We start from the raw sequence: 18,638 nt of genomic DNA on the forward strand, positions 1-18,638 counted from the left end.
CGACCTTCACGGGACTTCCAATGCGTCTGTTTCACACCTCCGACTGGCACCTGGGGCAAACCCTGCATGGCCAGGAGCGCGACTTCGAACATGCCTGCTTTCTCGACTGGCTGCTCGGCCAGCTCAAGCTGCGCCAGCCTGACGCGCTGCTGATCGCCGGCGACATCTTCGACACCGTCAATCCGCCGGTCAAAGCCCAGGAGCGCCTCTACGACTTCATCGTCCAGGCCCACGAACAGCAGCCCAGGCTGAACGTCGTGATGATCGCCGGCAACCACGACTCCGGCTCGCGCATCGAATTGCCCGCACCGCTGATGCGCCGTCTCAGGACCTATGCCCTGGGTCGCGTGCACTGGCTCGACGACGGCCAGCTCGACAGCGAGCGCCTGCTGGTGCCGCTGACCAACGCCAAGGGCAAGGTGACCGCCTGGTGCCTGGCCCTGCCCTTCCTGCGCCCGGCCGAAGTCACCGGCGCGCACCTGGGTGACGACTACCTGCGCGGCATCGGCCAGGTGCACGAATGGCTGATCGAGGCCGCCCTCAAGCAACGCAAGCCTGGCCAGGCGCTGATCGCCGTGAGCCACGCACACATGGCCGGCGGCTCGGTATCGGAAGACTCCGAGCGCAGCCTGATCATCGGCAATGCCGAGGCCCTGCCCGCCAGCCTGTTCGGCAGCCAGATCAGCTACGTCGCCCTGGGCCACCTGCACAAGCCGCAGAAGGTCAACCGCGAAGACCGCATCCGCTACAGCGGCTCGCCGATTCCGCTGTCGTTCTCCGAAATCGGCTATCAGCACCAGATCCTCGAAGTCGAACTCGACGGCGCAACCCTGACCAGTGTCGAACCGCGCCTGATACCGCGTGCCGTGCCCCTGCAACGCCTGGGCCCGGCGCCGCTGGTGGAGATTCTCGAACAACTCGGGCAACTGCCCCAGGTCGACCTGCTCGACGACCCGCAGCGCCAGCCCTGGCTGGAGGTGCGGGTGCGCCTGGACGAACCGCAGCCCGACCTGCGCCAGCAGCTCGAAGCCTGCCTGCAAGGCAAGGCCGTGCGCCTGGTACGCATCGCCGCCGAATACGCCGGCACCGGCGCCAGCGACGGCGAGGATGACACCCGCCTGATCGAGCTGGGCCAGCTCAGCCCCCACGACCTGTTCAGCCGTGCCTGGGAACAGGCCTACGGCACCAGCGTCGACGAACAGACCCTGGCCGACTTCGCCCTGCTGTTGCAGGACGTGCAGCAGGAGGAGGAACAGCCATGAAGATTCTTGCCATTCGCCTGAAGAACCTCGCCTCCCTGGCCGGCCCGTTCGAGATCGACTTCACCTGCGAGCCGCTGGCCAGCGCCGGCCTGTTCGCCATCACCGGGCCGACCGGGGCCGGCAAGAGCACCCTGCTCGACGCCTTGTGCCTGGCGCTGTTCGGCGCGGTGCCGCGGCTGAACAACATCGGCCGCGAGACCAAGCTGCCCGAGGTCGACAGCGAAATACTCACCAGCGACCCGCGCACCCTGCTGCGCCGCGGCACCGGCAGCGGCTTTGCCGAAGTCGACTTCGTCGGCATCGACGGGCGCCATTACCGCGCCCGCTGGGAAGCCAACCGCGCCCGTGACAAACCCACCGGCAAGTTGCAGGGCAGCCGCCAGAGCCTGCACGACCTGGACAGCAACCAGTTGCTGAGCAACCAGAGCAAGCGCGAATACGAGCAGATGATCGAGGCCCGCCTGGGCCTGAACTTCGAACAGTTCACCCGCGCCGTGATGCTGGCGCAGAGCGAATTCAGCGCGTTCCTCAAGGCCGACGACAAGGAACGCAGCGAACTGCTCGAAAAGCTCACCAACACCGCCATCTACAGCCAGCTGGGCCGGCGCGCCTACAGCAAGAGCAAGGAGGCCGAAGAGGCGCACAAGGCGCTTACCGACCAGGCCCAGGGCGTGATGCCGATGGCCGACGAGGCACGCGCCGAGCTCGACCAGCGCCTCGCCGAGGCGCAGCGCCAGCTCAAGGCCGAACAGGCCCGCCTGCGCCTGCTCGAACAGCAGCGCAGCTGGTTCGCCGAACTCAAGCAGCTGCAGGACCAGCAGGCCGCCGCCAGCGAGCAGTTGCACAGCGCCCAGCAGCAGTGGGCGCAGTTGCAGGGCGAACGCCTGAACCTGAGCCGCCTCGAACAACTCGCCCCGCAGCGCCATCAGTTCGCCCGCCAGCGGGAACTGGCCAGCCAGCTCAGCCCACTGGCAGCGAGCATCCAGCAGCAACGCCAGCAGCAGGCCGCGTTGCAGCAACGCCTGCAGCAGCTTGAACAGGCGCAGCAAGCCGCCGGTGAGCACCTGGCCACGGCCCTGGCCCGGCAGACCGAGTGCGCGCCGCTGCTGCGCCAGGCCTTCGCCGAGCAGCAGACGCTGGCGCGCCTGGAGCAGGAGCTTGACCAGCGCAACGTTCAATGTCAGCAGGCCGAGCAAGCCAGTCGCCAAGGCCAGCAGCAGATCCAGGCGCTGATCGAGCGCCAGCAACTCACCCACCAGCGCCTGGCCCAGGTCGACGAGCAGTTGAGCCAGAGCGCTCACCTGGCCAGCATCGGTGATGCCTGGAACGCCTACCGTGCCCAGTTGCAGCAACTGATGCTGGTCGGCAACCGCCTCAGCCAGGGCCGCGAGGAACTGCCCGGCCTGCAGCAGCGCGCCGAAGAGTGCGCACGCCAGTTGCAGGCACACCGTGAAAGCCTGGCCCTGCTCTACCACGAGGCCGGCGCCGAGCCCGAGGCGCTGGCCGAACAGATCGACCTGCTCGGCACCCTGCTGCAGGACAACCGCAAGCAGCAGCGCGCCGTCGAAGAGCTGTCCCGCCTGTGGGCCAGCCAGCAGGAGCTGACGCAGCGCGCCCAGGCCCTGCGCGAGCGCCAGCAGGCGGCCCAGCAACAGCGTGAAGGCCTGATCGCCGAAGGCCTGCAGGGCAAGACCGAGCTGACCGCCGCCGAACAGGCCCTGCAGGTCACCCGCCAGGTGCTCGAACGTCAGCGCCTGGCCCGCAGCGCCAGCGTCGAGGAACTGCGCGCGCAGTTGCAGGACGACCAGCCCTGCCCGGTGTGTGGCAGCCAGGAGCACCCCTATCACCAGCCCGAAGCCCTGCTGCAGAGCCTCGGCCGGCACGACCAGACTGAAGAGGCCGGCGCCCTGCAGGCGGTGGAGGCGCTCAAGCTCAAGCTCGACGAACTGCGCAGCACCCTGGGCGGCGTGAATGGCCAGATCAAGGAGTACCTGCACCAGCAGGAACAACTGGCCACCCAGCAGCAGGCACTGGCTCCTGGCCTGGAGGCGCACGCGCTGTATGCGCAACTCTCGGCACAGGATGTGGGCGAGCGCTCGGCCTGGCTGGAGCATCAGCTACGCCGCCTGAACGACGACATCGCCCGCGACGAGCAACGCCTCGCTACCCTGCTGACCCTGCAGAAAGACGCCGCCCGTGTGCAGCAGCAGGTGCAGGCGAGCATCGAGGCGAACCAGCAGGCCGCGCAGCACCTGAGCCAGCAACAGCATGCGCTGCAGGCCGACGACGAACACCTGGAGCAGGCGCTGGCCGGCTTCGCCACGCTGCTGCCAGGCGACATTCTCGACGCCTTGCGCCGGGAGCCCGCCGCGACCTTCCTGCAACTGGACCAGCAACTGGCCCAGCGCCTGGAGCTGCTGGACCGGCAAAAGGACGAGCAGCAGGAGCACGCCGAGCGTCAGCAGCAGCTTGAAAAGACCCAGGTGCAGCAACAGGCGCTCGAACTCAGCCATCAGGCCGTGCAGCAACAGGTCGATGCACTGCGCACCCAGCAGCAACAGGCCCGCGACGCCCTGACCGCGCTGATTGGCGAGCATGCCGGTGCCGAGCACTGGCAGCAGCACCTGGAGCAGCAGGTCGAGGCAGCGCGCAGCGCGCAGGCAACGACCGGCCAGCAGTTGCAGCAGGCCCAGGCCCAGGCCATCGAGCGGGCTGCCGAACTCAAGGCAGACGAACAGCGTTTGGGCGCCCTGGAGCAGGAAAGCCAGCAGCTCGACCACGCCATCGGGCAATGGCGCCAGGGTCACCCGGAACTCGACGATGCCGGGCTGGACCAGCTGCTGGCGGTGGATGACGAGCAGGTCAGTCAACTGCGTCAGCGCCTGCAACAGGCAGAAAAGGCCATCGAGCAGGCCGGCGTGCTGGTCGCAGAGCGCGAACAGCGCCTGCAGCAGCATCAGGCCCAGGCCAGCGGCGAGGTACCCGCCGAGCAGCTGGAGCAGGCGCTGAGCGAGCTGCAGCAACACCTGGTGATCAGCGAACAGCAGTGCGCCGAACTGCGCGCCGAGCAGGCCGACGACCAGCGCCGGCAACTGGCCAACCAGGCCCTGGCCGAGCGCATCGCCCAGGCCTATGCCCAGTGGCAACGCTGGGCACGCCTGAACGCGCTGATCGGCTCGGCCACCGGCGACGTGTTCCGCAAGATCGCCCAGGGCTACAACCTCGATCTGTTGGTGCACCACGCCAATGCCCAGTTGCGCCAGCTGGCGCGGCGCTACCGGCTCAAGCGTGGCGGCAGCGCGCTGGGGCTGCTGGTACTGGATACCGAGATGGGCGACGAACTGCGTTCGGTGCACTCGCTGTCCGGCGGCGAGACCTTCCTGGTGTCGCTGGCACTGGCGCTGGGCCTGGCCTCGATGGCCTCGAGCACCTTGCGCATCGAGTCGCTGTTCATCGACGAAGGCTTCGGCAGCCTCGACCCGGAGTCGCTGCAACTGGCCATGGACGCGCTGGACGGCCTGCAGGCCCAGGGCCGCAAGGTGGCGGTGATCTCCCACGTGCAGGAAATGCATGAGCGGATCCCGGTGCAGATCCAGGTGCGGCGCCAGGGCAATGGGTTGAGCACGGTGGAGGTCAGCGGATGATCCTGTATTCGTTCCGCCGCTGCCCCTACGCGATGCGTGCGCGCATGGCCTTGCGCTACGCCGGTTGCCCGGTGCAGATCTGCGAAGTGAGCCTGAAGGCCAAGCCGGCCGACATGCTGGCGCTGTCGCCCAAGGGCACGGTGCCGGTGTTGAGCGTGGACGGTGAGGTACTGGAGGAAAGCCTGCAGATCATGCACTGGGCGCTGGCCCGGCATGATCCGCAAAACTGGGCGCTGCGGGACGACCCAAACGCAGCGCAGCAGGCCACGCAACTGATCGAGCGCAATGACACGCTGTTCAAGCAGCAGCTCAATCACTACAAGTATGCCGAGCGTTACCCGGAGCAGTCGCGCGAGACGTATCGTGCGCTGGCCGAGGCGGTACTGCTGGACCTGGAACAGCGCCTCGAGCGGCAGGCCTACCTGGTGGCGGCGCACCCGAGCATCGCGGACGTGGCGCTGATGCCATTCGTTCGCCAGTTTGCCGGGGTCGAGCCTGACTGGTTTGCCACAGCGCCCTACCCGCGCTTGCGCGTGTGGTTGCAGGGGTGGCTGGAGTCGGCGCTGTTCAAGGCGATCATGGCACGCTGACCAGCGAAGGGGCCGGTACTGACGCTACAAGGTCAGCACCGGAAACGATCAGTGCTGGACCTTGTGATCCAGCGCCGCATAGAAATTCGCGCTTTGCTGCAGGTACTTCTGGGTGTAGCTCGGGGTGGAGGATTTTTTCTCGCGGATCTCGACCTGGGCGCCGGCAGGCAGCACCACAGAGGCAGAAATGGCCGAAGCCGCGATAACCGAAAAAAGATTGAAGTTCATGGCAATGCCCTCGAAAGCGTCAGGTTGAAGTGGCCGGTTGGGCCGTGGTTCAAACCTACGCCGCTGCCGGCGCACTGAAAAATTCATTGCGCCAGTAGCGAATATCAAGGCGATTGATAGTTCAGTCGACGAACTTGAGGTCCGAAGGCGATTGCAGTGCCAGCGTCTGCACCACCTCGCCCAGCAGGCCGGTCTGCGCATCGCGCCGGATCACCACGATCTGGTTGCTCTGCTGGTTGCCGACCAGCACGTAGCCCCCGGTCGGGTCCAGGGTGAACTCGCGCGGGTGATCACCCTCCACCGAACGGCGCTGCACCTGGCGCAGGCTGCCATCCTGACGGTCGATGGCGAACACGATCAGTTCGTTGCGGGTGCCGCGGTTGCTCACGTACACGAAGCGCCCGTCGGCGGACACATGCACCGCGCTGGCCGCCTTGGCCGCGGCATCGGCCTGTTCGGTCAACGGCAGGATCTGGCGCTGGCTCAGGGTGCCGTCGTGGTAGTCGAACACCACCAGCTGTGCACTCATTTCTAGGGTCAGGTAGGCATGCTTGCCGTTTGGACCGAACGCCAGGTGACGCGGCCCGCTGCCCGGCGGCAGGACGACCGGGGTTGCCGCGCCCAGTGGCCGGGTCGGGGTCTGGGGCTGGTAGCGGTAGCCGATCACCTGGTCGGCGCCAAGGTCGCAGGCAAACAGGTATCGCCCGTCCGGGGACGGCACCACCGAATGCACATGCGGCCCGGCCTGGCGTTCGGGGTTCACCCCGCTGGCCACATGGCGCACCTGCTGCACCGACGCCGACAAACGGCCATCGGCAGCGACCGGCAACACGCTGAGGCTGCCGCCCGGCTCAGGCTTGACGCCGTAGTTGGCCACGAACAGATAACGCCCATCCAGGCTCAGGCTCGAGTGGGTCGGTTCGTCACCGTCGCTGGACACCTGGCTCGACAGGCTCAGTTCACCGCTGTCATGCGCCCGGGCAAAGCTGCTGACCTGGCCCTGGCCGTCACCGTTCTCGTTCACCGCGAACACGTTGCGCCGGTCCGGCGACAGCGTCAGCCAGGACGGGTTGCTGCTTCTGAGCACTTGCAGGGGCGTGGGGTCGAGCTGGCCGCGCTGGCTGTCGAAGCGGTAGCGGTAGATCCCGTCATGGGTGCCCACCAGCAGTTCATGGCCGTGGGCGTTGAGCGTCAGCGCCATGGCACTAGCGGTCAGCAGGGACATCAGCTGGCGTTTCATCGTCGTCCTCTTCAGAAGCGCGCAAGGCACTCATGCAGACTAGTTGATGCTCGCCCGTGTCGTCGCTGAGCTGCCAGTGCTCGCCGGCAAGCGTCGCGTTGCCGATCTGCTCGGGGCTGAACTGCCATTTCTTCAACGCACGGCCGTCCATCAATTCGATGCGCAGGCCCGTATCGTCGAAGGTGAAGTCGAATGCGTGCAGGCCATCGATCAACAGCATGTCGCAGGATTCAAGGGCTTGGGCAAGGGTGGTCATGGGGGGTATCCCTGATTAAACACGCATGATACCCCAACCTTAAAAGCATCGCGGGTCAAGCCCGCTCCTACAAGGACCGCGGTAGTCATTGTGGGAGCGGGCTTGACCCGCGATGAAAACGACGCAGTGTGTCAGTGCGCGAAAATCGACTTGCTCTGGGTACCCGCCATCTTCTCCGGCTTGATCAGGAAGCGTGCCAGCGCCGGCAACAGCCACAGCGCGCCGAACATGTTCCACAGCAGCATGAAGGTCAGCATCAGGCCCATGTCGGCCTGGAACTTGATGGCCGAGAAGATCCAGGTGCACACCCCGATCGCCAGGCACAACCCGGTGAACAGCACCGCCTTGCCGGTGGAGCGCAGCGTCTGGTAGTAGGCCTCCTGCAACGGCAGGCCGGCGCGCAGGAAGCTCTCCAGGCGGCTGTAGATGTAGATCCCGTAGTCCACGCCGATGCCCACGCCCAGCGCCACCACCGGCAATGTCGCGACCTTGACGCCGATGCCCATGAACGCCATCAGCGCGTTGCCCAGCACCGAGGTCAGCACCAGCGGCAGCACGATGCACAGGGTGGCAGCAAACGAGCGGAAGGTGATCATGCACATCACCGCCACGCACAGGTACACCAGGATCAGGATGGTCAGCTCGGCCGACCGGATCACCTCGTTGGTGGCCGCCTCGATCCCTGCGTTGCCCGCCGCCAGCAGGAACTCCAGGCCCTCCTGGTCATGCTCGGCAGCGAACGCCTTGACCGCATCCACCACGCGGTCGAGGGTCTCGGCCTTGTGGTCGTTGAGGAACACCAGCACCGGCGCCAGCGAACAGTCGGCGTTGTACAGGCCCTCGGCACGCGACACCGAGGTGTTGAGGATGTCCGGGTTGCGCGACAGGCTTTCCCATTTCAGGTTGCCCTCGTTCATGCCCTTGATCATCTGCTTGGACACGGTCACCAGCGAGATCGCCGACTGCACCCCGGGGGTGTTCTCCATCTTCCACATCAGCTCGTCGACCGGCGCCATGGTCTTGTACACCGAGCAGCCTTCGGTCGGGGTCTTGACCATCACCACCAGCACGTCGGAGCTGGTGGAGTAGTTGTCGATGATGAAGGCGTTGTCCTTGTTGTAGCGCGAATCCGGACGCAGCTCCGGCGCACCCTGGTCGAGGTCGCCGATCTTCAGGTTCTGGCTGTACCACAGGCCGCCACCGAACATCGCCAGCGCCAGCAGCACCGACACCGGCGCCACCTTGGGGCTGGCGAAGCTGGACAGCAGGCGCCAGAACGGATGCTCGCGGGTCGCATCCTTCTTGCTGCGTTCGATGGCTTTCTTGCTGATGCCCACATAGGAGATCGCCACCGGCAGCAGGATCAGGTTGGTGAACACGATCACCGCCACGCCGATCGAGGCACCAATGGCCAGTTCACGGATGACCCCGATGTCGATGATCAGCAAGGTGATGAAGCCCACCGCATCGGCCAGGATGGCGATCATGCCCGGCAGGAACAGCTGGCGGAAGGTACGCCGCGCCGCAGTCAGCGCGTTCTCGGCCTCGCTGGACTGCAAGGCGATGCCGTTGATCTTCTGCACCCCGTGGGAGATGCCGATGGCGAAGATCAGGAACGGCACCAGCATCGAATACGGGTCGAGCCCGAAGCCCACCGCGTGCATCAGCCCCAGTTGCCACACCACCGCCACCAGGGTGGTGATGAGCACGGCAATGGTGCTGCGGATGCACCAGGTGAACCAGTACAGCAGCACCCAGGTGATCACCAGGGCGATGCCGAAGAACATCACCACCATCATCAGGCCGTCGATCAGGTCGCCGACCTTCTTGGCAAACCCCACGATGTGGATCTTGACGTTGGGGTTCTGCGCCTCGAACTTGTTGCGGATCAGGTCTTCGAGCTGGTGCGAGAACGCCTGGTAGTCGAGCTTGATCTGGCGCCCCGGGTCGTTGGGGTCGGGGTAGGATTCGAGCAGCGGCACATCGACGATGCTCGACTTGAAGTTGTTGGCCACCAGCCGGCCGACCTGACCGGACTTGAGCACGTTGTTGCGCAGTTGCTCCAGGCTGTCGGGCGAACCGTCGTAGGTCTGCGGGATCACCTCGCCACCGGCGAAGCCCTCCTCGGTCACCTCGGTCCAGCGCACGCTGGGGCTCCACAGCGACTTGAGCGCCGAACGATCGACGCCAGGAATGTAGAACACCTCGTCGTGGATCTGGCGCAGGGTCTCCATGTACGCCTTGCTGAAGATGTCACCGTCCTTGGCCTCCACCGAGATCCGCACGGTGTTGCCCAGGTTGGCCAGGTCGTTGCGGTGCTCGATCATGTTCTGGATGAACGGATGCTCCAGCGGAATCATCTTCTCGAAGCTGGTGGACGGGCGAATCAGCATGGCCTGCCAGAACAGGAACAGGCTCACCAGCACACAGATGCCGATCACCGCCGGGCGGTTGTTGAATATCAGGCGCTCGAGCAGGCTCGCCTTGTCCTGGTTGTGCTGCATGTTGAACGACTCCTGACTGCTCATGGTTGCGCCCTCGCGGCGCCGGTGGCGGTAGCCAGGCGTGCCCCGCCCTGGCCGACCAGGATCAGCTGCCCATCGGCCTGGCCGCTCACGCCCGAAAGGGCGATACGGTCGGGCCGGTTGAACACGCTGAAGCTCTGGCCGTCATCGGTGCTGCGCAACACGCTGCCGCCGTTGCCCACCAGCACCAGGCTGCCGTCTTCGAGTAGCGTAGCGCTTGCCAGGCCGAATTCGAGCGCACCGCGCTCGCCCTGGAGCGCGATGGCCTGCCAGGTGCTGCCGAAATCGCTGGAACGGTACAGGTTGCCGCGCAGGCCGTAGACCAGCAGGGTATCGGCGCGGGCGGTACCGATCGCTCCGAACAGCGAGCCCTCGTAGGGGCCGTCGAGGTGTTCCCAGGTCTGCCCGGCATCGCGGGAGCGGAACATGCTGCCCTGCTCGCCCACGATGAACAGGCCCGCGCCCTTCACGGCAGCGATGCCATTGAGGTGGTACTGATCGGGGTTGTCGAGGCGCTCTGCGACGTCCTGCCAGTGCGCGCCGCCGTCGGTGGTTTCGAACAGGCTGCCATAGGCCCCCACGGCCAGCCCGTGCCGGGTGTCCTGGAACCAGACATCCAGCAGCGGGGATTCGCGGGATGGGTCTTCGAACTGTTTGCTCCAGGTGGCGCCGCCGTCGCTGCTGGCGAGGATCTGCGCATCATGGCCCACTGCCCAGCCGTGCTTGGCATCGGCGAAGTACACGGCAGTGAGCAGTTGGCGGCTGGGGACGCGGGCCTGGGTCCAGCTCTGGCCCTGGTCGTCGGAGAAGAGGATATGCCCGCGTTCGCCCACCGCCACCAGGCGCTGCCCGGCCTTGGCGATGTCGATCAGCAGGCTGTGGGAGGCCTTGTTCGAGGTCTGTGAATACACCGTCTGCGGTGTCGGGCCGTCATCGGCAGCCCCGGCGGTTGCGGCGAACAGCCCCAGGCCCAGGCTCAGCAAGACGCTGGCCGTGAATACATTCATAGTCCTCTCCCACATTATTGTTATTCGGTGCTACTGGCGGGGCTGGAAGCGGCAATCTAGAGCCCCGCGAATGCTGGCCTCAAGCTAGCAGGCTTTGGAAATGGATGACAACGTACAACGCGTTATGTTTTGTTAAGCGCGGCCTCTGGATCGTGGATGTCGCGTTGTTCGCCCGCACCTTCATCATAAAAAAGGGGGCTGCCCCGAAAAGGCCAGCCCCCTGTTCAACCTGCCCTCAACCTCAGGCCAGGCTCTTGCTCACCACCTCGAACACATCGCTGGACAGCCCGCCCGAGCCGCGGATGCGCTCCAGCTCGGCCTTCATCAGCGCCTGGCGCGCGGCATCGTACTTGCGCCAGCGGGTCAGCGGCGCCAGCTGGCGCGAGGCGATCTGCGGGTTGAAGCCGTTCAGTTCGATCACCAGGTCCGCCAGGAAGCGATAACCCGAGCCATCGGCCGCATGGAAGTTGACCAGGTTCTGCCCGGCGAACGCACCGATCAACGCGCGCACCTTGTTCGGGTTCTTCAGGGTGAACGCCGGGTGCTCCATCAACGCCCGCACTCGCGCCAGGCCGCCCGGCAACGGGCTGCCCGCCTGCACGCTGAACCACTGGTCCATCACCAGCGGGTTGTCCTTGAAGTGCTCGGCAAAACTTTGCAGTGCCCTGGCGCGCTCTTCCTGGAACGGCGAATTGACCAGCACGGCCAGTGCGGTCAGGCGTTCGGTCATGTTGTCGCACGCCTCGAACTGCTCGAGCGTCGCCTCCAGCACCTGCGCCCGGCCCGTGAGCATCAGGTACGACAGCGCGATGTTCTGCAGGCTGCGCCGGGCAAAGTGCTCGGCCTCGGCCACATAGGCGGTTTCGCGCGAGACCGCACGGTTGGCCTGGTAGCGCGCCCACAGCCCGTCGAACAGTTGCTCGGCCAGTTGCTGGCGGGCAAAGTCGCGGGCCGCGTGAATCGCGTCCACATCGGCCACTTCGCTGATTTCGGTGAGGTAGGCCTCACTCGGCAGCGAGAGCATTTCGGCGACCATGGCCTGGTCGAGTGCCTCGTTGGCCAGCACGCTGCCCAGGGCAGTGACCAGGCGCTGATCGAGCACCAGGGCTTCACCGCGCTGATGCTGCGCGATCAGTTCCTGCAAGACCTGAACCGACAGTTGCTGGCCGGCTTCCCAGCGATTGAAGCCATCGCTGTCGTGCTGCATCAGGAACATGAGTTGGTCGCGGTCGTACGGGAAGCTCAGCTTGACCGGCGCACTGAAGCCGCGCAGCAGCGACGGCAACGGCCTGGCGGCCACGTCGACGAAGGTGAAGGTCTGCTCGGCCTCGGTCACCGACAGCACCCGCGTGGTCGCGCCCGCCTGCGTTTCGCCTTGCAGGCGCAGGGCAATGTCGTTGCCCTGGGCATCGAGCAGGCCCAGTTCGACCGGGATCACGAATGGCTGCTTCTCGACCTTGTCCGGGGTTGCCGGGCAGCTCTGGCTGAAGGCCAGGCTGTAGGTCTGGGCAGCGGCGTCGTAAGCCTCGCTGACGTTCAGGCGCGGCGTGCCGGCCTGGCTGTACCAGCGCTTGAACTGGGTCAGGTCGACGCCGTTGGCGTCTTCCATGGCCTTGATGAAGTCGTCGCAGGTCACGGCCTGGCCGTCATGGCGTTCGAAATACAGGTCGCTGCCCTTGCGAAAGCCTTCGGCACCCAGCAGCGTGTGCACCATGCGTACCACTTCCGAGCCCTTCTCGTACACGGTCAGGGTGTAGAAGTTGGAAATCTCGATGAAGCTGTCCGGGCGCACGGCGTGGGCCATGGGGCCGGCGTCTTCGGCGAACTGGTGGGTACGCAGGTAGGCCACGTCCTCGATGCGCTTGACCGTGCGCGAGTTCATGTCGGCGCTGAACTCGGAATCGCGGAACACCGTGAAGCCTTCCTTGAGCGACAGCTGGAACCAGTCGCGGCAGGTCACGCGGTTGCCCGACCAGTTGTGGAAGTACTCGTGGGCCACCACCGCCTCGACCCGCTGGTGCGCGGCATCGGTGGCGGTCTCGGCACGCGCCAGCACGCAGCTGGAGTTGAAGATGTTGAGGCCCTTGTTCTCCATGGCGCCCATGTTGAAGTCGTTGACCGCCACGATCATGAAGATGTCCAGGTCGTATTCGCGGCCATACACCTCTTCGTCCCAGCGCATGGACTTCTTCAGGCTGACCATGGCGTGCTGGCACTTGTCGATGTTCTCCGGCTCGACATAGATGCGCAGGGTCACGTCGCGCCCCGACTGGCGGGTGAAGGTGTCTTCGACGCACCACAGGTCGCCGGCCACCAGTGCGAACAGGTAGGCCGGTTTCTTGAACGGGTCTTCCCAGGTGGCCCAGTGCCGACCGTCCTGCTGCGGCCCGCTGCCGATGGGGTTGCCGTTGGACAGCAGGACCGGGTAGCGATGCTGCTCGGCGATCACCGTGGTGGTGAAGGTGCTCATCACGTCCGGGCGGTCGAGGTAGTAGGTGATCTTGCGAAAGCCCTCGGCCTCGCACTGGGTGCAGAACATGCCGCCGGACTTGTACAGGCCCTCGAGCGCGGTGTTGGTCTCGGGGTGGATCTTCACGCTGGTGTCCAGGGTGAAGCGCTCGGCAGTGGGCTGCAGGGTCAGGTGGCTGTCGTCGAGCTGGTAGTCGTCAGCGCCCAGCGGCTGGTCGTCCAGCGCCACGCTGAGCAGTTCCAGCTGCTGGCCGTCGAGCACCAGCGCCGGCAGGCCGGCACCGCGCGCCGGGTTGCGGCGCATGACCAACTGCGCGTGGACCAGGCTGTGGTCCTCGAACAGTTCGAAGGTCAGGTGCGTCTCGTCGATCAGGTACTCGGGTGCCTGATAGTCCTTGAGGTAGATCACTTGCGGCTGTTCGGTACGCATGTGGCGGTCCTTTTACTGATGCACGGCCAGCTGGTAGGCCGTGTACTTGCGAATATTGATCACGCCGGTATCGAAAATCAGGTACTGGCCCTTGATCCCCAGCAGGGTGCCTTCGGCGACAGGGTTCTTGTCCAGGTTGAAGCTCACGATCTTGCTCGGGTACGCCTCTACCGGGTAGCTGATTTCAATCGGCTCGACGTCGGTCAGCGGCTGGATCGCCTGCAGGCCGAAGCGGTCCTGCAGGCCCTTGAAACCTTCACTGCAGCTGTCGAACAACTGCTCGCGCACGGCCACCAGGTCGACCGCCTCGGCGTTGCCCTTGAGCAGTGCGCGCCAGTTGGTGCGGTCGGCCACCTGGCTGCGGAACAGGTCCTCGACCAGCCCGGACTGCTGCCGGGTGGCCACCCGCACGATCGGCAGGGCCTGGCTGGCGCCCTGGTCGAGCCAGCGCGTGGGCAGCTGGGTGGCGCGGGTGATGCCGACCTTGATACCCGACGAGTTGGCCAGGTACACCACGTGGTCGGTCATGCAGAACTGCTCGCCCCAGGCCGGGTCACGGCAGGTGCCGTGCTCGTAGTGGCAGCGCTCGGGGCTCATGATGCAGGTGTCGCATTGCGCCAGCCTGGTCATGCACGGGTAGCAGTAACCCTGGCTGAAGCTGGTCTTGGTCTTGCGCCCGCAGTGGGTACAGTGGATCGCGCCCAGGTATTCGAGACGCACGGTCTTGCCCAGCAGGGGGTTGACCGGCACTTCGACGTCGCCCAGGCGAAACGCGTATTGCACGACCGGCTGCTCGAGGCGCGCCGTCATCTTGCTGATGGAACCACGGCCGAGTTCGATCAATGGATCGCGTCCGACTTGAACAGGATGTTGGGCACCGGCGCGGACTTGGAGGCGCATTCCTGCGGGCCCATGTAGCCGGTACGCTGGTCTTCGGGCAGGTTCTGCATCTCCCAGGCGATCACGGCCTGCAACGACAGCTCCTTCTGCTCGGCGGTGAGCTTGCGCCCGTCGGACCATTTGCCGATTTCCACGGCCAGTTTCAGGCTGGCGTAGATCTCCGGGGTGATGTTTTCGATCATTTGCGCAAAAGTGGACATAGCGTCTCCAAAAATCAAGCTGACAGTTTACGCCGGGCCAGTGCCCCGCCCAAGAGCCCGCTGAGGCAGCCGACCAACAGCCCACCCACGTGGGCGGCGTTGGCGATCGCGCCGAAGCCGAGCAGGGTGATCAACCCCGACAGGCACAGCAGCAGCCATACCAGCATCATCACCAGCACGCCACGCGGCATGCGATACACCGGGTTCGGCGCCAGCCACTGGTACAGCCAGATGTGCCCGAGCAGGCCGTACAGCACCCCGGACAAGCCGCCGAACAGGCTGGGCCCGCCGAACACGAACTGCGCCACGTTCGACACCAGGCTGAACAGCAGGGTCAGCGACAGCAAGGCCAGGGTGCCCTGACGCAGCTCGATGCGCCGCCCCAGCTCCCAGTACCACAGGCCGTTCATGGCCAGGTGCAGGATGCCGAAGTGCACCAGCATCGGGCTGAACAAGCGCCACCACTGGCCTGCATCGAGGCTGGTCAGCAACGGGGTGAAATACAGGTAGTCGCCCTGTACGCGAAAATCCAGGAAGGTCAGCCAGCTCAAGGTGGCGAAGTTGTCGCCCAAGCCGGTCAGTGCCGCCACCACCACGCACAGCAGCAACACCGCTGCAGTGGCCTTGCTGGCCTTCGCCTGCGCGGCCAGGCTCGGGCGCGGTGGGGCCGGGGGCTGCGCCAGGGGCGGCAGTTGCACATCGGCATTGCCCTCCGGATAGCGCTGGTACAGCTGGCGAACATCTTCCACCAGGTAGTCGGCGGTCCACAGTACCTGCTCCTCGCCCTCCTCCGAGACCCGGTGCGGCACCTGCAGGCGCTTGAGCAGCTCGACAAAGCCGCTGAGGTCGACGCTCAGGGGCAGGCGCATCACCATTGCCGCACTCATTGACTGGCCTCCGGCCGTTCGACATCCACCCATACGAACTTGTGCGGGTCGATGCGGGTTTCATCATCCAGCCGATAGGCCACCAGCTTCCCGTAGAGCACCGCACTGTAGTCCAGGCACGCCAGGTTGGCGCGGATGGGTGCGGGTCGGCCGCTGCGCCAGTAATGGCCGACGAACAGCAGCGGCTCGTCGTCACCGTAGCGCAGCAGCGCGTTCTTCTGGCTGCGACTGAGCGGAGCATTGGCCACTTCGGCCGGCAGCGCATCGGGCTGGAACACGATATCGCCGTAGGTCTGCGGGTCTTCCTCCCAGAACTTGGTGCGAAAGAATGCGCGGGTCAGGCCGTCGCCGCCGGTCAGGGTGAGGCCGTCGGGCAGGCGCATGTCGGTGCCGCGCAGCAGCCGGTTGCACACGGTGTGGGCAAAGCTGCCGGCCACGGCCGAGGCCTGCACGAAATGCTCGTCGATGCGCCCGTCCGGATGCTGCTGGCGCAGCGGCTCGATCAGGCGCGCGTCCCAGCAGGCATGTACCACGCGAAAGCGTCCGGCATCGATGAACAGCGGCAGCTCGTAGAACCAGCCGAGAAAGTCGTGCCAGTCGTGGGGGTGGTCGGCGAACTGGGTCAGTGTCTCTTCGATCAGCCGCGCATGGCGCGGGTTGTGCTCGCGCACGAACTGCTTGCCGCTGCCCGGCAGCGCCGGCGTGGTCCAGCCCAGTGCGCTGAATTCGTGGTTGCCCATGATGCAGTGGGCCTGACCGGCTTCGACCATGTCGTGCACGATGTGCAGGGCCTCGCGAATGCGCGGGCCGCGGTCGATGATGTCGCCAAGGAAGATCGCCTGACGCTGCGCATGCCGCCACACCCCGCCCTGACGCTTGTACCCCATGGCGTCGAGCAGACGCTCCAGGGTGTGGGCACAGCCGTGGACATCGCCGATCAGGTCGTAACTGCGCGCGGGATCGAGCATCAGTCGCCTCCACCACCCAGACGGCTGCCCCAGCCGAGCTTGGTCCGGCAGACCTCGTAGTAGTTGTGGTCCAGCGGGTGGATCAGGCGCAGCTTCTGCGGCTTCTTGTTCACCGTGATGGTGTCGCCGGGGGCACAGGTGAAATGGTTCTGGCCATCGCACGAGACTTGCGGGTACAGCTGCAGGTCACGCGATACCACGATCTTCAGCTCGCTGTTGCCATCGACCACGATCGGGCGTCCCGACAGCGTGTGCGGGTACATGGGCACGATCACGATGGCGTCGAGCTTGGGGTGCATGATCGGTCCGCCGGCCGACAGCGCGTAGGCGGTCGAGCCGGTCGGTGTGGCGACGATCAGGCCGTCGGCCTTCTGGCTGCACACGAACTGGCCGTCGATGTAGATCTCGAACTCGATCATGCGGTTGGACTTGCCAGGGTGCAGCACCACGTCGTTGAGCGCGTCGCCCTGGCCGATGGCCTCGCCGTGGCGGCGGACTTCGGCCTGCAGCAGGAAGCGGTTTTCCACCAGGTAGTGGCCGTCGAGCACTTCGGCCACCTTGACCTCCAGCTCGTCGGGGCGAATGTCGGTGAGAAACCCCAGGCTGCCGCGGTTGATGCCCAGTACCGGGATGTTGTGGCGCGCCAGTGCGCGGGCGGCGCCGAGCAGGCTGCCGTCGCCGCCGACCACGATGACCATGTCGCACACCTCGCCCAGCAGCTTGCGCGAAGAGGTCTGCAGGCCGTGGCCGGGCAGCACGTCGGCGATGGTGTCCTCGAGGATCACGTGCAGGTGCCGCTCGAGCAGGAATTTTTTCAGTCGGCGAATGGTATCGAGCACCTGCGAACTGCCAAGGCGGCCGATGATACCGATATTGCGAAATTGCTCCATGGGGCTCCTGCGGGGCACTGCGGCGTTGAATGGGCCGGTTGGCCAAAGCGTTGATTATGGGCGAAAGCGCCGGGCAGCGGCAAACGCCGCAGTTTTTTGCACAAGGCGCCGGGGCGGGCGGCTATGCTCGCAGGATGATGCCCTTTACCGACCTTTGCGACCTGCCCAACCGCCTGCGCCAGCCCCCGGTGCGGGACCTGGCGTGGGTAATCCTTGCACCCCCCATGCTCGCAGTGACGCCCTGGCCGCAACGCCACCCGTTGGCCGGCAGCGACTGGGTGGCCGCACCGGCGTTGCTGCGCGACTGGCTGCTGGCGCTGGACCACGACAGCCGTGACCTGCAGGCCTGGCTGGCACAGGCCGCCAGCCGGCGCCTGGGGTTGTACTACGAGCGGCTGTGGCAGTTCGCGTTGCGCCATGCTCCGGGGGTGGAGCTGCTGGCGGCCAACCTGCCGATCCGCGACGGCGGGCACACCCTGGGCGAGCTGGACATCCTGCTGCGTGACCGCGACGGGGTGCATCACCTGGAGCTGGCCATCAAGCTGTACCTGGGCCCGCAGCACGGTGACGGGCGTAACCCGGCGCAGTGGCTTGGGCCGGGCTGCCATGACCGGCTGGACCGCAAGCTGGCGCACCTGAACGACCATCAACTGCCGATTTCGGCGCGGGCCGAGGGGCGCGAGGCACTGGCGGCGCTGCACATAGACAGCTTCACGGCTCAGCTTTGGCTGGGCGGGTATCTGCTGTATCCATGGCCGGGGACGGCGCAGCCTCCGGCGGGTGCGCACCCACAACACTTGCGCGGGCGCTGGCTGCATCAGCGCGACTGGGCCCGGTTTGCGGCGCAGGCCGACCCCGGGCGCTGGCAGCCGTTGCCGCGCCAGGCATGGCTGGCGCCGGCGCGGTACACGCAGGAACAGGCCTGGGGCACGGAACAGTTCCAGGCCTGGCTGCAAGTGCTGGACCCGATGGCCCCCGCGCAGTTGCTGGTGCGGCTGGTGCCAGGGGATAGCGGGGATTGGATAGAGGCCCAACGCTTGTTTCTGGTGGCCGATGCCTGGCCGAACCTGGCGGGTTAGCATGCACTGGCTGGACCGGCCCCCACATGAACGTACGCCCCCATGGGAGCCGGCCTTGCCGGC

At 66.0% G+C, this 18,638-nt stretch carries 15 protein-coding genes; 4 read left to right on the forward strand and 11 right to left on the reverse strand.

Annotation, left to right across the window (positions count from 1 at the left end):
* Positions 1–20: 20 nt before the first annotated feature.
* From N0B28_RS18295 to N0B28_RS18305, 3 genes are read left to right on the forward strand one after another with little or no spacing between them, the layout of a single operon-like run.
* Positions 21–1,262, forward strand: a complete 1,242-nt coding sequence (locus N0B28_RS18295; RefSeq protein WP_054916216.1) for an exonuclease SbcCD subunit D C-terminal domain-containing protein — start codon at positions 21–23, stop codon at positions 1,260–1,262.
* Positions 1,259–4,906 carry an AAA family ATPase gene (locus N0B28_RS18300; protein WP_275727954.1) on the forward strand — a complete coding sequence of 1,216 codons (3,648 nt, stop codon included), beginning with the start codon at positions 1,259–1,261 and terminating at the stop codon, positions 4,904–4,906. Before N0B28_RS18295 ends, N0B28_RS18300 begins: the two co-directional genes overlap by 4 nt.
* Positions 4,903–5,496 (forward strand): glutathione S-transferase, encoded by a 594-nt coding sequence (locus N0B28_RS18305; RefSeq protein WP_043864630.1) that lies wholly within the window; start codon positions 4,903–4,905, stop codon positions 5,494–5,496. Before N0B28_RS18300 ends, N0B28_RS18305 begins: the two co-directional genes overlap by 4 nt.
* Before the next feature lie 48 nt (positions 5,497–5,544).
* On the opposite strand, the gene N0B28_RS18310 is transcribed toward N0B28_RS18305, so the two are convergent.
* The 11 genes from N0B28_RS18310 to N0B28_RS18360 form a co-directional block, all read right to left on the reverse strand.
* A complete protein-coding gene (locus N0B28_RS18310; RefSeq protein WP_043864631.1) occupies positions 5,545–5,724 on the reverse strand; it encodes a hypothetical protein in 180 nt (59 codons plus the stop codon).
* A 121-nt stretch (positions 5,725–5,845) separates the two neighbouring features.
* Positions 5,846–6,964: a lactonase family protein gene (locus N0B28_RS18315; protein WP_275727957.1), complete on the reverse strand. Its 1,119-nt coding sequence runs from the start codon at positions 6,962–6,964 to the stop codon at positions 5,846–5,848.
* A complete protein-coding gene (locus tag N0B28_RS18320; protein WP_058541348.1) occupies positions 6,930–7,220 on the reverse strand; it encodes a DUF5629 family protein in 291 nt (96 codons plus the stop codon). Before N0B28_RS18320 ends, N0B28_RS18315 begins: the two co-directional genes overlap by 35 nt.
* A 131-nt stretch (positions 7,221–7,351) precedes the next feature.
* On the reverse strand, positions 7,352–9,748 hold the full coding sequence (locus tag N0B28_RS18325; protein WP_043864634.1) for an RND family transporter: 2,397 nt from the start codon (positions 9,746–9,748) through the stop codon (positions 7,352–7,354).
* The gene (locus N0B28_RS18330) at positions 9,745–10,752 is read right to left on the reverse strand and encodes a YCF48-related protein (RefSeq protein ID WP_275727960.1); all 1,008 of its coding nucleotides are present in this window, start codon (positions 10,750–10,752) and stop codon (positions 9,745–9,747) included. Before N0B28_RS18330 ends, N0B28_RS18325 begins: the two co-directional genes overlap by 4 nt.
* Before the next feature lie 241 nt (positions 10,753–10,993).
* Positions 10,994–13,651: an aminopeptidase N gene (pepN, locus tag N0B28_RS18335; protein WP_275727963.1), complete on the reverse strand. Its 2,658-nt coding sequence runs from the start codon at positions 13,649–13,651 to the stop codon at positions 10,994–10,996.
* A 12-nt stretch (positions 13,652–13,663) separates the two neighbouring features.
* A complete protein-coding gene (locus N0B28_RS18340; protein WP_043864637.1) occupies positions 13,664–14,494 on the reverse strand; it encodes a DUF2797 domain-containing protein in 831 nt (276 codons plus the stop codon).
* Positions 14,491–14,751, reverse strand: a complete 261-nt coding sequence (locus N0B28_RS18345; protein ID WP_054916681.1) for a DUF1315 family protein — start codon at positions 14,749–14,751, stop codon at positions 14,491–14,493. Before N0B28_RS18345 ends, N0B28_RS18340 begins: the two co-directional genes overlap by 4 nt.
* 14 nt (positions 14,752–14,765) lie before the next feature.
* On the reverse strand, positions 14,766–15,638 hold the full coding sequence (locus tag N0B28_RS18350; protein ID WP_100633146.1) for a rhomboid family intramembrane serine protease: 873 nt from the start codon (positions 15,636–15,638) through the stop codon (positions 14,766–14,768).
* Complete coding sequence (locus N0B28_RS18355; RefSeq protein WP_173925093.1) at positions 15,635–16,609, reverse strand: metallophosphoesterase; 975 nt, start codon at positions 16,607–16,609, stop codon at positions 15,635–15,637. Before N0B28_RS18355 ends, N0B28_RS18350 begins: the two co-directional genes overlap by 4 nt.
* Positions 16,606–17,496 carry an NAD(+) kinase gene (locus N0B28_RS18360; RefSeq protein WP_043864641.1) on the reverse strand — a complete coding sequence of 297 codons (891 nt, stop codon included), beginning with the start codon at positions 17,494–17,496 and terminating at the stop codon, positions 16,606–16,608. The genes N0B28_RS18355 and N0B28_RS18360 overlap by 4 nt, the downstream gene beginning before the upstream one ends.
* A 134-nt stretch (positions 17,497–17,630) precedes the next feature.
* On the opposite strand from N0B28_RS18360, the gene N0B28_RS18365 reads away from it, so the two are divergent.
* Positions 17,631–18,575: a DUF1853 family protein gene (locus tag N0B28_RS18365; RefSeq protein ID WP_275732079.1), complete on the forward strand. Its 945-nt coding sequence runs from the start codon at positions 17,631–17,633 to the stop codon at positions 18,573–18,575.
* The last annotated feature ends 63 nt before the right edge of the window (positions 18,576–18,638 follow it).

Origin of the sequence: Pseudomonas sp. SD17-1 (assembly GCF_029201585.1) — a bacterium.
Taxonomy (GTDB): Bacteria; Pseudomonadota; Gammaproteobacteria; order Pseudomonadales; family Pseudomonadaceae; genus Aquipseudomonas; species Aquipseudomonas palmensis.

Coding starts and splice junctions, on each gene's coding strand:
- N0B28_RS18365 (WP_275732079.1), top strand. CDS start 17,631: ATGATGCCCTTTACCGACCTTTGCGACCTGCCCAACCGCCTGCGCCAG.
- N0B28_RS18300 (WP_275727954.1), top strand. CDS start 1,259: ATGAAGATTCTTGCCATTCGCCTGAAGAACCTCGCCTCCCTGGCCGGC.
- N0B28_RS18345 (WP_054916681.1), bottom strand. CDS start 14,751: ATGTCCACTTTTGCGCAAATGATCGAAAACATCACCCCGGAGATCTAC.
- N0B28_RS18350 (WP_100633146.1), bottom strand. CDS start 15,638: ATGAGTGCGGCAATGGTGATGCGCCTGCCCCTGAGCGTCGACCTCAGC.
- pepN (WP_275727963.1), bottom strand. CDS start 13,651: ATGCGTACCGAACAGCCGCAAGTGATCTACCTCAAGGACTATCAGGCA.
- N0B28_RS18320 (WP_058541348.1), bottom strand. CDS start 7,220: ATGACCACCCTTGCCCAAGCCCTTGAATCCTGCGACATGCTGTTGATC.
- N0B28_RS18315 (WP_275727957.1), bottom strand. CDS start 6,964: ATGAAACGCCAGCTGATGTCCCTGCTGACCGCTAGTGCCATGGCGCTG.
- N0B28_RS18325 (WP_043864634.1), bottom strand. CDS start 9,748: ATGAGCAGTCAGGAGTCGTTCAACATGCAGCACAACCAGGACAAGGCG.
- N0B28_RS18295 (WP_054916216.1), top strand. CDS start 21: ATGCGTCTGTTTCACACCTCCGACTGGCACCTGGGGCAAACCCTGCAT.
- N0B28_RS18305 (WP_043864630.1), top strand. CDS start 4,903: ATGATCCTGTATTCGTTCCGCCGCTGCCCCTACGCGATGCGTGCGCGC.
- N0B28_RS18360 (WP_043864641.1), bottom strand. CDS start 17,496: ATGGAGCAATTTCGCAATATCGGTATCATCGGCCGCCTTGGCAGTTCG.
- N0B28_RS18330 (WP_275727960.1), bottom strand. CDS start 10,752: ATGAATGTATTCACGGCCAGCGTCTTGCTGAGCCTGGGCCTGGGGCTG.
- N0B28_RS18310 (WP_043864631.1), bottom strand. CDS start 5,724: ATGAACTTCAATCTTTTTTCGGTTATCGCGGCTTCGGCCATTTCTGCC.